Annotated in this window: 11 protein-coding genes; all 11 read right to left on the reverse strand. The window is 43.9% G+C overall.

Going from position 1 to position 13643, the window contains the following annotated elements; translation table 11 throughout:
* Window positions 1–3 precede the first annotated feature (3 nt).
* Complete coding sequence (locus V6D41_RS06500; RefSeq protein WP_333517647.1) at window positions 4–699, reverse strand: DUF881 domain-containing protein; 696 nt, start codon at window positions 697–699, stop codon at window positions 4–6.
* Window positions 696–1487, reverse strand: coding sequence for a cell division protein DivIB (gene divIB / locus V6D41_RS06505; protein WP_333517648.1), 792 nt, complete (start codon window positions 1485–1487; stop codon window positions 696–698). Before divIB ends, V6D41_RS06500 begins: the two co-directional genes overlap by 4 nt.
* 129 nt (window positions 1488–1616) lie before the next feature.
* Window positions 1617–2528, reverse strand: coding sequence for a UDP-N-acetylmuramate dehydrogenase (gene murB / locus V6D41_RS06510; protein ID WP_202327700.1), 912 nt, complete (start codon window positions 2526–2528; stop codon window positions 1617–1619).
* Window positions 2529–2559: 31 nt separating this feature from the next.
* Window positions 2560–3651, reverse strand: coding sequence for an undecaprenyldiphospho-muramoylpentapeptide beta-N-acetylglucosaminyltransferase (gene murG / locus V6D41_RS06515; protein WP_087992141.1), 1092 nt, complete (start codon window positions 3649–3651; stop codon window positions 2560–2562).
* A 120-nt stretch (window positions 3652–3771) separates the two neighbouring features.
* Complete coding sequence (gene spoVE / locus V6D41_RS06520) at window positions 3772–4872, reverse strand: stage V sporulation protein E (RefSeq protein ID WP_333517649.1); 1101 nt, start codon at window positions 4870–4872, stop codon at window positions 3772–3774.
* Between the two features lie 60 nt (window positions 4873–4932).
* Entirely contained in the window at window positions 4933–6288 is a 1356-nt protein-coding gene (gene murD, locus V6D41_RS06525) for a UDP-N-acetylmuramoyl-L-alanine--D-glutamate ligase (protein WP_333517650.1), read from the reverse strand.
* Window positions 6289–7263, reverse strand: coding sequence for a phospho-N-acetylmuramoyl-pentapeptide-transferase (mraY, locus tag V6D41_RS06530; RefSeq protein ID WP_087992144.1), 975 nt, complete (start codon window positions 7261–7263; stop codon window positions 6289–6291).
* A 111-nt stretch (window positions 7264–7374) separates the two neighbouring features.
* Window positions 7375–8859 carry a UDP-N-acetylmuramoyl-L-alanyl-D-glutamate--2,6-diaminopimelate ligase gene (locus tag V6D41_RS06535; RefSeq protein WP_087992145.1) on the reverse strand — a complete coding sequence of 495 codons (1485 nt, stop codon included), beginning with the start codon at window positions 8857–8859 and terminating at the stop codon, window positions 7375–7377.
* Window positions 8860–9033: 174 nt separating this feature from the next.
* The gene (locus V6D41_RS06540) at window positions 9034–10974 is read right to left on the reverse strand and encodes a stage V sporulation protein D (protein ID WP_333517651.1); all 1941 of its coding nucleotides are present in this window, start codon (window positions 10972–10974) and stop codon (window positions 9034–9036) included.
* Between the two features lie 133 nt (window positions 10975–11107).
* Window positions 11108–13249, reverse strand: a complete 2142-nt coding sequence (pbpB, locus tag V6D41_RS06545) for a penicillin-binding protein 2B (protein ID WP_442893048.1) — start codon at window positions 13247–13249, stop codon at window positions 11108–11110.
* 5 nt (window positions 13250–13254) lie between these two features.
* Window positions 13255–13608, reverse strand: coding sequence for a cell division protein FtsL (gene ftsL / locus V6D41_RS06550; RefSeq protein WP_148961893.1), 354 nt, complete (start codon window positions 13606–13608; stop codon window positions 13255–13257).
* Between the last annotated feature and the right edge of the window lie 35 nt (window positions 13609–13643).

Raw genomic sequence — 13643 nt, forward strand, 5'->3', positions numbered from 1 at the left:
CAGTCATTCCTTCGTTTTCAGAATCGGTTTCATTTGAACGTTTTTCTCTTTTTCTGCGGAAACAGAAATATGATCCATTGACAGCTGATCGATCAGGCCTCCTGCTATATTTAACGAAGGCAGCAGAACATCAGGATCTCCAATAGCTGATATCGTAAACGGAGCGGGATGCTGCACTCCGTCTACCGTTACAACGGGACCGTTGCACTTGATATAGGAATCATGTGTCAAACGCTGGCCATTAACGGCAACAGCCGCCGCACCCGAAATATACAATTCGTTTACCACTTGAAAGATATGGCTTTCGTGAACGATGTAACTGTTCACATTCTCCCCTTCCGGTATGTACGACGCATCTTCCAAGGTCACCTCAACGCCCCCTCCCTGCACACCGACTTCCCCAATATACATTCTGTATTTTTCTGTATCTTCAAGGACGTTATAGTATTCCGTCTTTTCTTTTTTCAGCTTATTTTCTGCCTGACGGACTTTATTTTGCTTTTGATACAATTCTTTTTCAAGAGTCTTATTTTCTTTCTCCTGTTTCAACAGTTCATCTCTCAGCGCATATTCTTTTTTCCACTCTTCTGACTCAGCCGCTCCTTTTTCATTTTCTTTAGTCATTTGAAAAGAAAATGAAATCAAAAAGCCTGCGATAAGCATGATCAAAGAAAGAAGGACTGCTGATTTGCCCCTCAATTTTCATCTTCCTTTTTAGCAGATTTATCGTTTTTTCCAAACTCTTCAAAATAGGTGGCAACCTCTAAATGAATAATTCCCTTTTTACTGCTGCTAAGCTGTGAAATGATAGAAGGATACGTTTTCATTCGGTCTGCAAAGGTTTTTATAGACGCAGTGACAACATAACCGTCGTTCATGTACAATTTAATACGGTTTTCATCCATTTTTACAGGTGTATAGTAGATTTCTGATATTGACTGTTTTAACGAATTTGACAAAGCATTAAGCTGCTTAGCCATTTGAGACCGTTTTTTTGCGTTAGTCCAATTCACCAAAATCGGTCCGGCATCATCCGGCGTTACTTCGTTTGGCAGAACGGAACCATTTTCAAGCACTTCATAGTACACATTGTCTTTTTCTAAATAAGCAATCGCTTTATATTCTTCGATCGCAATGTTGATTTTATTAGGAAGCGATTTGCTGATCTCCGCTTTTTTCACTAATTTATTTTGCTGAATCTTCTTTTCTGTTTTTTTCTTGTCCAAACTCCAAAACTCGGTATCTCCACTGTTGATATCGGAAAGGTGAATAATTTCCTTTTTGGATACATTCTCATTCCCTGTTACAGAGATTGTCGAAACTTTACTGATTGGCGTCTGAAGATACACAATGATCAACACCATCATAAAAAAAAGCATAATAAATGAAATGAGACGGCGGTTTGCCTTCTGTTTCCGCTGCTCTTTAATTTTAGGAATCCGTTCTTCAATGTTTACGATTTTTTCTCGGTCATGCCCCGGGTTCATTGCCTGTTCACCTCATTCAAATGAAACAGCTGTTAAAAGTCTGTCTATTCCAAAACAAACGGCATACTATGATGCCGTTTGTCGTTTGCTTACAGTATATCATATGAACAGCTTCAGTCAGAACTTGAATCAGCGATTTTCGCCGATGATTTCAACCTCTGTATGCATATCAATCTCGTATTTTTCACGAATTGTCTTTTTCACATGGTCAATAAGATCAAGCACATCTTTTGCTGATGCTCCGCCCGCATTGACGATGAAGTTTCCGTGCATCTCCGAAATTTTTGCACCGCCGATTTGATATCCTTTCAAGCCTGCTTTTTCGACAAGGTTTCCGGCATGATTCGGAAGCGGATTTCTGAATATGCTTCCAGCACACGGGCTTGAATACGGCTGTGTATTTTTTCTGTAGTCTTTATTGCTTTGCATTTGCTGAACGATTGATTCCTTATCCTTCTGCTCCAGCTGCAGAACAGCTTCAAGGCAAACGCCCGGACGTTTCTGTTGCAATACAGACGTTCTGTAGCTGAAATCCATCTGCTCATTCGTCAGCCACTCAATTGTGCCATCTTCAAATAAAATATGCGCTTTGACGAGGATTTCGCTCATATCAGAACCGTGAGCGCCGGCATTCATATAAACCGCTCCACCGATTGATCCTGGAATACCCGCAGCAAATTCCAAACCGGACAAGCCTTTTTTACTCAATGATGTAGCAAGACGGACCACTGAATAACCGCCTCCGACCGTTACTTGTTCTCCGTCAAGCTCCAAATGGTCAAGGCCTGCCCCCAGCTTAATCACTACGCCTCTGATTCCCTCATCTAAAACAAGAAGGTTTGACCCGCGGCCGATGACTGTCCACTCCACATCATATTTTTTAATAACGTCCATGATATTTTTGACAGCATCTACACTGCTTGGAATCACCAATACATCCGCAGGGCCGCCGATTTTCATCGTTGTATGATTCGCGAGCGGTTCATTTGCAAGAACCTTGCCGACTTCGCGTTCTTTTAATTCCTGTATCACTTTCTCCATCGTAAACCTCCGCATTCCATTTGCTTTTCTATTATTTTTTCAATTCTTCGAGTACGCTGTATAAACGGGCAGCCGCGTCAGGAACACCGAGTGACTTTGTCCGTTCGCTCATTTCCTTTAACGTTTGCTCATTCAGTACAATCCGGTCAAGCGCAGCAATCAGCTTTTCCCCGCTGAGCTCTGTTTCTTTCAGAACAATCGCCGCATCATGCTGGCCGAGAGATCTCGCATTGACCTCCTGGTGATTCGCTGTTACATATGGGCTTGGGATCAGAACACTTGGGATTCCGAGAGCAGTAATTTCGGCAATCGTTGTCGCCCCGGCTCTGGCCACAATGACATCTATGGCCTTTAAATACTCCGGCATTTGATGAAGAAACGGCTTGGTGACCATATTATCAGCGGCACCCTTGCTTTTCAGCTCATTCATCACTTTTTCATAGTGAACTTCACCGGTGATATACAGCACTTGGTAGTCTCTAGTTTTCAGCGCATTCTGCATGTCAATAACAGCACGGTTAATCGGTGCGGCGCCTCGGCTTCCGCCGAAGATTAAGACCGTTTTTTTCTCTTCAGAAAGCCCAAATTCCGCCATCGATCGGCCCGTCTTTATTGAGACGACTTCAGAGGCTCTCGGGTTTCCCGTAAATACCACTTTCTCGCTAGGAAAATGTGATTTTGCTTCTTCAAAACAGATCGCTACTTTATTAACATATTTTGAAAGAAACTTATTCGTGATGCCCGGCAGGCTGTTTTGTTCATGGACAATAGTCGGAATTCCCATTTTCGCAGCGGCATAGACAACCGGCCCGCATACGTAACCGCCCGTTCCGATCACGGCATCAGGCTTAAATTCCGCTAAATACGATTTGCTCTTTTTTACGCCCTTCAGAAAACGCATCACAGTTTTGACGTTTTCAAATGACAACTTTCTTTTAAAGCCTGTAATTTCAATTGAACGAAACGGTATATTCTCCCGTTCAACAATTTTTTTCTCCAGCCCGTTTTCTGTTCCGATATATAAAAATTCCACTTCAGGATGACGGCGCTGCACTTCTTTAATAAAGGCAAGAGCAGGATAAATGTGTCCTCCTGTACCGCCTCCGCTTATTGCAATTCGCATATCTCTTCCCCCAGTCTAAGTTTCTCTATAACATAGCGATAACCCTGTTTTGTTGGACAGGGTTATCGCATCAATTGTTTCTCAGGCTTCCTGTTCACAGGACGCTCGGCAATACATTCATTAATACCTCGAGTATCGGCTCACGTTCAGCAGAACGCCGACGGCCATCAGCATCAGGGTCAATGATGAGCCTCCGTAGCTCAAAAACGGCAGCGTGATGCCTGTTACCGGAATAAGGCCCGTTACTACACCAATATTAATCATGACTTGAATGGCAATCATTGAAATAATGCCGACTGCGACAAAGCTTCCGTACAGATCAGGTGCGCCGAGGGCAATTCTGATCCCTCTCCACAGCAGAACGCTGAAGAGGAGCAAAATAAGGGTCCCCCCGATAAAGCCAAGTTCCTCTGACAATATGGCGAAAATAAAGTCTGTTTGCGGCTCAGGCAGATAAAAGAACTTCTGTCTGCTTTGTCCTAGCCCCATTCCGAACAATCCGCCGGGCCCCACCGCATAAAGCGATTGAATGATTTGAAAACCGCTGCCGAGCGGATCTTCCCACGGATTTAAGTAGGAGGTAATCCGCTTAATTCGGTATGGAGCCGATAGTACCAGTCCAACAAATCCGCTGAGTCCGATCAGCCCGAGAAAAACGAAATGGGCGATGCGCGCGCCGGCTACAAAAATCATGACAATACAAGTCCCAACCATTACTGTCCCTGTTCCAAGGTCAGGCTGGCACATGATAATCAAAAACGCTGAAAACACGATGCCAAGTGCCGGGATAAATCCCCGTCTGAATGATGTTATGTTTTTTTGCTTTTCAGAGAGAAATTTAGCAAGGAATGCAATCATCGCAAGCTTCATAAACTCTGAAGGCTGTATGCTGAATGCCCCGACCCCGATCCAGCTTCTTGAGCCGTTCCGCACCATGCCGACGCCTGGTATCAAAACAAGCATCAGGAGGAAAAAGCAAATAACCATCAATAATTTGGACCATGTCCTCCACGTCCAATAATCAACATTCATAATAAAAAACATGGCAATAACGCCGATTCCCGCAAACAGCAGCTGCCGTTTCGCGAAAAAGAAAGAGTCGTCAAATTTATAATCCGCCCATACGGCACTCGCACTGTACACCATAATTAATCCGATTGTTAATAATAATAGCGTAATGATGACCAATAACAAATCAGGCGATGTTTTTTTAGTAGTCAAAGCAACCGACACCCCAAGCTTAAAGTCATTAGGGCTGCCGATTTACTTCAAGACAAGCCCTTACTTAAGCATATGCACGGCATCTATAAACATGTCACCGCGTTCTTCAAATGTTTTGAATTGATCCCAGCTCGCACACGCAGGTGACAGCAGGATGACATCGCCTTCATTTGAGAGCGCAAACGCCGCAGATACTGCTTGTTCAACATTATCGACACGTTTGACATGTTGTATTCCCATCTCATTGCCGAGCTTCTCGAGTTTCGGCGCTGTCTGGCCAAATGTAAGCACTGCTTTGACATGCTTCATATACGGTTTCAAATCGTCAAAACCATTTCCGCGATCCAGTCCGCCCGCAAGCAGAATGACCGGTTTGTCAAAAGCTGAAAGCGCCTTGGTTGTCGCCAAAATGTTTGTTGCTTTACTATCATTATAAAACTTGCGGCCTTGCACTGTTGTGACATATTGGAGACGGTGCTTGACGCCAGTAAAGCTTGTCAGCACCTTTTTGACTGCTTCGTTGGACACTCCTGCCGTTTTCACAACTGCAATGGCAGCTAAAATGTTCTCCATGTTATGTGCGCCGGGCAGCACAACCTCTTCCAGAGGAAGAATGGCTTCGCCGTTGAACATCATCATACCGTCTTTTACATAAGCGCCCTTTTCAAGCGTTTTGCTGACTGAGAATGGGATGACTTCGGCTTTTCCGTCTTCAGCCAGACGCACGACAGTTTCATCATTCTGATTAACAATGGCTTTATCTGAAGCTTTCTGATGAAGATACACTTTCTGTTTCGCTTTTTCATAGTTTTCTCGTGTATGGTGATAATCCAAATGAGCGTCAAATATGTTTAAAATCAAGCTGATTTCCGGCCTGAAAGCGTGTGTTCCCATCAGCTGAAACGAAGAAAGTTCAGTAACGATCCATTCATCCCCATCAGCATGATAAGCAACTTCGCTTGCGACAGTGCCGATGTTTCCGGCAATCAGCGCTTTTTGCGAGTCAGCTTTAAGCATTTCATAAATCAGCGTTGTCGTGGTTGTTTTTCCATTCGATCCGGTAATCCCGATAAACTTGGCGTTTGTCAGGTAGTAAGCGAGCTCAATTTCCGTCCAAACCGGGATGCCTCTTTTTTCCGCTTCCTGAACCATGATATTTTCATAAGGAATGCCGGGGTTTTTGATTAGAACCGTGATTTGATGCTGATCGAACAGAGAAACAGGATGCTCTCCGCAAACAACCTCAATGCCTGCTTCAGAAAGCTTTTGCGCTGGTTCGTTTTCTACAAAAGGTTTTTGGTCATTGACCGCAACATACATGCCTTTTTCATGAAGAATAGATGCCGCCGCATACCCGCTTTTCGCGAGCCCAAGGATTAAAAAATGCTGATTCTGTAAAAATTGATCGTTTTCCACTTATAACCACACCTCGATGTAAATTCCTAAAACGGCAAGCAAAAGTCCCGCAGTCCAAAACGTCACGACGACTCTCCATTCAGACCAGCCGACAAGCTCATAATGGTGATGAAGCGGACTCATTTTAAAGATTCGTTTACCTGTCGTTTTAAAGCTGATGACCTGCAGAATAACGGATAATGTCTCAATAACGAATACACCGCCGATGATAACAAGCAGGATCTCTAATTTCGTTAAAATAGCAATGGTAACGATGGCTCCTCCCAATGCCAGTGATCCCGTATCTCCCATAAAGACTTTGGCCGGATGAGCATTAAATACAAGGAAGCCCAGCACCGCACCGACAACGGCAACTGAGAAAATCGCTACGTCATATTGAGACTGATTCCATGCCAGGATGGCAAAGGCGCCAAAAGCAATCGCAGCCGTACCGGATAATAAACCGTCAAGACCGTCAGTCAGGTTAACCGCATTTGACCCGCCGACAAGCATAAAGAGCACCAGGATAAAGTAAGCCCAACCAAGATCAAATGATAAATCAGTTCCAGGCACGCGAATATCCGTCGCGAAATTGTAGTAATGGTACACGGCATAAAATACAACCGCAATGATAATTTGTCCGATCAGCTTTTGCTTTGACGTCAATCCAAGGTTGCGCTTCATGACGACCTTGATGTAATCATCTAAAAAGCCAAGCAAACCGTAGCCGAGCGTAACAAACAGAAGCAGCACCATTTCCGGGCTTATTTCTGAAAACTTCTGTGTCATCACAATTGTTGTCACAATGATAGAAAGTATGATCATGACCCCGCCCATTGTCGGCGTCCCTGATTTTTTCTGATGTGATTTCGGTCCTTCTTCTCTAATACTTTGGCCGAATTTTAATCTTCTTAAAAACGGAATAAGAATCGGAGAGAGCAGAACACTAATTAAAAACCCCATTAAAATTGTAAACAGAATGACTTGCTCAAGCATTGTCCTTTTCTCCTCCTGTTTCTTTCAAACGACATACGTAGTTATCATATTCATGATCTTTTTCCATATGAAAAATCTTTTGAAGCTCCATTATTCAATAACATCTCTTTCCTATGAATTTGTCTTATTCTTATTGAGTTCGACAATCGCTCTCGCCGCCACTTCAGCATCGTCAAAATCGAAGGTTTCGTTTCCGATCTGCTGATAGGTTTCATGCCCTTTTCCTGCAATGAGAACAACATCGCCTTTTTTGGCATTGGCAATCGCGAAAAAGATCGCTTGCTCGCGGTTTGCAATGCTATGGTAGTATGCATTCTCTACTCCAGCTTCCATATCTCTTAAAATCGCGCGGGGATCTTCGCTTCTCGGGTTATCTGAAGTGAAAATCGGTTCGTCAGCCAGCTCCGCAGCGATTTTAGCCATTTTCGGGCGTTTTGTCTTATCTCTGTCTCCCCCGCAGCCGACAACGACAAAAAGCTTACCTTCTGTCATGTCTTTGCATGTCTTCAGTACATTTTCAAGGCTGTCCGGCGTATGCGCGTAATCAACAATGACTGGAAACTCCTGCTGCTGATTAACCAATTCAAAACGGCCTCTTACGCCATGCAATTCTTCTACCGCTTCAGTGATCGTTTCAAACGGTATGCCTGCTGCAATACATGTTGCAACAGCCGCCAGCACGTTATACACGTTAAACTGTCCGACGAGCGACATTGTGATATGTTTAGTGCCTTTGTTTGTCACAAGATCAAATCTTGTGCCCTGTGCCGTGATATTGATGTTCTTCGCCATCACATCAGCGTTGTTTTTTATTCCGTATGTACAAATATGCGCTGCGGTCACCTTTTCAAAATAAGCGCTCGCCTCATCGTCAGCGTTCAGTACGGCACGCTTTGGATGTTCATGGTCGAAAGCCCCGCCAAGCTGAGAAAAGAGCAGGCTTTTTGCCTGTCGGTACTCATCCATCGTTTTATGATAGTCCAGATGGTCCTGCGTTAAATTCGTAAACACGGCAATATCATAATCACAGCCATGAACACGACCTAAAGACAATGCGTGAGAAGAAACCTCCATGATGGCAGTGTCAACTTGCTTGTCATTCATTTTCTTAAACGTTTTTTGCAGCGTGACGCTTTCAGGTGTCGTGTTTTTAACGGGAAGTGTTTCTTCGCCGATTTTCATGTACATTGTGCCGATTAAGCCTGTGCGTTTTCCCGCTTTTTTCAGAATCTCATCGACCATGTGGGTCGTTGATGTTTTTCCGTTTGTGCCTGTGATCCCGATCAGCTGAAGCTTCTTCGTCGGCTGTCCGTAAAACGCATCAGACAAAACGCTGAGCGCTCGCAGTGACTGCCGGACAATAATGACAGGCACATCCACATCAAGCTCTCTTTCTGCCACAATAGCCGCTGCGCCGCTTTCTGCTGCTTTTTGCGCAAAATCATGGCCATCCACCGTATACCCTTTTACACATACAAAAAGACTCCCTTTCTTTACTTCCCTGGAGTCCATCTCAATTGAAGTTATTTCAGGGTCTTGTGAGTCGTTTACAGAAGGTTCGGTTGTTAAGTATGTAAGCAGCTTTGTCAGTTTCATCGTATCAAACCTCTCAACATTCTAATTCGTTCTTTTTATCATTGAAGTCACGTCAATTGATGTGATAATGATTTTAAAGCATACAGTTCATATTTTAGCGTAAATAAAAGGATACATCCAGCTAATCTTGAAAGATCATAGCATTTTTCTGCAATAAAATATAGGCAGCCCGAATCAATCGGCTGCCTCCTTTTCATCCTCTTCAGTCAAATAAACGCGTATCTTTGAGCCCTCTTTTACTTTCGTTCCGGCAGCTGGCGATTGTTTCACGATTTTGCTTCCTTTCCCGGAAGCATCGACATTGAGATTCACCAAAAGTGACTCAAGTTCTGAGATAGACATCCCTACAACATTCGGAACTTCTACTGTTTTTGTGTCGTTCCATTTGTATTTTTTCTCGATTTGATTTTTCCGAGGCTTGACACCAATCTCAGGCAGGCTGTCTCTCATAATATTCCCGACAATAGGCGCTGCAACCGTTCCGCCAAACTGAATCGTGCCTTTTGGGTTATCCACCGCGACATAGACGACAAGACTCGGATCGTCAGCCGGCGCGAAACCGATAAATGATACAACATGGTTGTTTTCAAGGTATTTTCCATCTTTAACCTTTTGTGCAGTTCCCGTTTTTCCGCCGACACGGTATCCTTCTACAAATGCGTTGCGGCCGGTGCCTTCTGCGACGACGCTTTCTAAAGCGTAGCGGATTTGTTTGGAGGTTCCCTCTGAAATGACTTGTTTCTTGGCGATTGGCGATTGTTTTTTAACCGTTTTTTTCGTTACAGGGTCGATCCATTCCTTTGCAATATAAGGTGTGTAAAGCGTTCCTCCGTTTACAGCGGCAGATACGGCTGTAACCTGCTGAATCGGCGTGACAGATACCCCCTGCCCGAAAGCCGTAGTTGCTTGTTCGACCGGACCTACTCTGTCAAGCGGGAATAAGATTCCTGTTCCCTCACCTTGCAGATCAATTCCTGTTTTTTGGCCGAAACCAAAGTCTTTGATATATTTGAAAAGCTTATCCTTGCCTAGGCGCTCGCCCAATTCAACAAACCCCGGGTTGCAGGAATTCTGTACAACTTCTAGAAACGTCTGCAGCCCGTGCCCGCCTCTTTTCCAGCACCGCAGTCTCGCTCCGTCCACTTCCACATGCCCTTTATCATAAAATTGATCACGTTTCAAATTTACTTTTTGCTCTTCAAGAGCTGCTGCAAGTGTAATAATTTTAAAGGTAGATCCCGGCTCATACGTGCTCCATACCGGCAGATTCCGATTGTAGACGGACGGATCGACTGATTGATAATCAGCAGGGTCAAAGTCAGGCCTGCTGGACATTCCCAATATTTCTCCGTTTTTCGGATTCATGGCCACGGCAATCATACCGTCTGGATGATATTTAGCCTCAGCGTTATCAAGCTCTCTTTCCATTATCGTTTGAACCTTTGAATCAACTGTCAGCTTCATATCAAGCCCGTCCTTAGGCGGAGTATAGTCGTCCGCTTCATCAGGCATCTTCTTTCCTTTGGCATCTGTATAAAACTTAACAGAGCCCTTTTCCCCTTTTAAATCATCATCGTAATAAGCTTCTAGACCAAGGAGACCTTGGTTGTCAATTCCGGCAAATCCAAGCACATGAGACAAAAAGCTGCCGAACGGGTAATGGCGGATACTGTCCTCAGCAACATACACACCTTTTAAATCGAGCGCTTTGATTTCTTTCGCCTTTTCATTTGAAATCTTTCTCCCTTCAGGAGTGATCTTTTCGATTGACGTTTTTTTGGTCACGTGCTTATATACTTTTTCTTCTGACATGTTTAAAACCGCCGCAAGCTGCTTGCTCGTTTTCATCGGATTCTGAACTTGGCGCGGCACGACGAATACGGTCGGCGCACTTTTGTTTGTTGCGAGCTTCACACCGTTGCGATCAAGGATCTCGCCTCTCTCCGGCTCGAACGGCAAATTCCTGCTCCAAGAATCCTTTGCCAGCGAAGTCAGTTTCTCACCCATCACAAACTGAACATATCCCAGCCTTGTATCAATGATCAGAAACACGATCACGCCAAAAAGCAAAACAAATAATAAACGTTTTCTAACCGTTACATTCGAGACGCGCAAGAGACCGTTCACTCCTTATTTAAGCTTGTTTCATTTTATGCCTGAACTTGGACAAGTAGAACGATGCTCCTCTGAAGGTATAAAAAAAGAAAGCCTGCATAGTAGGGAAATCCCCGGCAAGCTTTCTCTCTATTTAATCAGGATTTTTAAACGTTACCTTGATGACGGTTTTGTCTTTTATTTCTTTGTCTTTCTTAACGCTTTGGCTGACAGCATAGCCCTGTCCGCTTACTTCAATGTGAATTCCCGCCAGCTCGGCGTACTGAAGAACCTCTCTTCTCGACCAGCCTGTCATATCAGGCATTTTGATTTTACCGCCCGTTTTCAGGAAGACCTTCTGATTGGTCAGAACCTCCTCATCCGCTTTCGGGTACTGTTCTTTTACAGCGACATCACTGCCGATGACAACCGGTGTGAGATTTTCTTCTTTTGCTTTCTTTTGAGCACCGGCTACCGTTTGGTCTGTTAAATCAGGCATCGTCTGCGCTTTTGTTTCTTCATTATCCGAGTCAGATTTTTCAGTTGGTTCGATGTTCAGGTAGTGCAGGCTGTTTTTCATTGTTGGGTTGAAGATTTCTGATACTGGATCTGAACTGCTTTGCCCTGCTTTTAACTGCGGCTGCTGTACAGCAACATAGATTAAAAGCTCAGGGTCATCTTTTGGCGCCATACCCATAAACGAAAAGATATAATTATCTGAACCGCCTAAATATCCGCCTTTACCTGCTATTTGTGCAGTACCTGTTTTTCCGGCAACATCAAACCCTTCGATTTTATAGGGCTTCCCTGTTCCGATTTTCGATGTAACGACTTCTCCCAAAATATCTCGCACCTTTTTCGCAGTGCTTGCAGAAATTGGAGTTCCAGCTGATTCAGGCTTATTTTGATAAACGGTTTTATCTGTATCTGGATCAACAATATGGTCAATGACATACGGTTTCATCATTTTGCCGTCATTCGCAATTGCTGTTGCGGCCTGAAGCTGCTGAATCGGTGTAACAGCAGAAGCTTGTCCATATGCGGTTGATGCTTTATCAAATTCATACTTAAAGTTGATTTTACTGGAGACTTCTCCAGACAAATCAATACCTGTTTTTTGATAAAAGTTGAATTTGTGTAAGTACTGATTGAGGCGGTCGTAACCCAGCTTTTCTTTCGCCAGTTTCGCAAATGCAACATTCGACGATCTTAGGACGCCGTCATGATACGTTGTCGGCCCCCAGCCTACACCCTGATTATGATCCTTCACAGGTTCCCCGCCAACTTCAAACGTACCAGATTTGTATTTTTCATTCGCCTTAAACACATTTTCCTGCATCGCAGCAGCAAGTGTAAAAATCTTCATCGTTGACCCGGGTTCATATGCATATGAAATCAAATCATTATAGTAGTTTGTCACATCGCGGGTGTTCGGATCAAAGCTTGGGCGCTGTCCCATGGCAAGCACTTTGCCCGTTTTCGGATCGACGACTGCTGCCATGATTTTTTTCGGATTGTATTTTTTCGCCACTTTTGTCATGCTGTCTTCCAAAAAGGTTTGGATTTTCTGGTCAATGGTTAAATAAACATTGTCACCATTTTTTGGTGCTGTAATTTTATTTTTGCTGTTCGGGAGCTCCCAGCCGGATTTGTCGCTTTCATAGGTCACATATCCGTCCCGCTCCTTCAAATACTTATCCAGCACTTTTTCTAGTCCCATCGCGCCGGAAATTTCATTTGTGTCTTCATCAACCTCGGCATACCCTACTAGATTGGATGCAAAAACACCATTTGGATAGTAGCGTTTGGTATCCCGTAAAAATGAAATGCCCGGGAGTTTCAACTTTTCGATTTCTTTCTTTTGCGAATACGTAATATCCCGGCCCGCTGAACCGAACTCCACTTGCTTTAAATCCTTGTTTAAGATATCAAGGATATCAGCCTTGTCCATCTTAATCTCTTTAGAGAGCGCTTCCGCCGTTTTTTCTTTGTTTTGAACATGCTGAGGATGCTTTTTATCAGTGGTCATTTTTTTATCAAGAACGGCAATCAGCTTATACGTTGCTGTATCTTCCGCAATCACTTTACCGTTTCGGTCTAAAATCGAGCCGCGGCTTGCTTCGATGGGCCGTTTCTTTTCATGCTGCTCTGTCGCTTTTGTCGCAAGCACCTCGCCATTCGCTTTTCCGGTTATTTGAATATATGCCATTCTCCCAAGGATAACAAAGAAAAAGAGAGCGAAACAAATACTTAGAATCGCTGCTCCTCTATTCATAAATTTATTCTTTTTTGGCATTTGAATCATTCCTGTATGTTTTTCACTTTTTTATCTTTTAAATTCAAGCCGTTCTTTTCCGCAATGTCCATAATGCGCTGCGGTTTGCTTAAATCAGCAACGTTTTTTTCGAGGTCACCAATTTGCTTATTTTCGGATGAAATTTGCTCCTCAAGCTTTTGCACCTCAATATTGGTTTGATATGCCGCATACGCCTTTGATACGATCAAAAGCGATACGCTGAGCACCACCGCAGCAAAGAGGACAAGAAGCACTTTTTCTCCGAGAGTAATGGAAGCCCTTTTCTTGACAATCACTTTTTTCTCAGGACTGATCGCATGCCGCTGCTGTTTCTCTGGTTGGTAAGCTAAATTGCTCATAGGCTGATGACCTCCTTTTTATTTTGCGTTTGTGT

The organism is Bacillus sp. 0102A (assembly GCF_036765155.1).
Lineage (GTDB): Bacteria > Bacillota > Bacilli > Bacillales > Bacillaceae > Bacillus > Bacillus subtilis_G.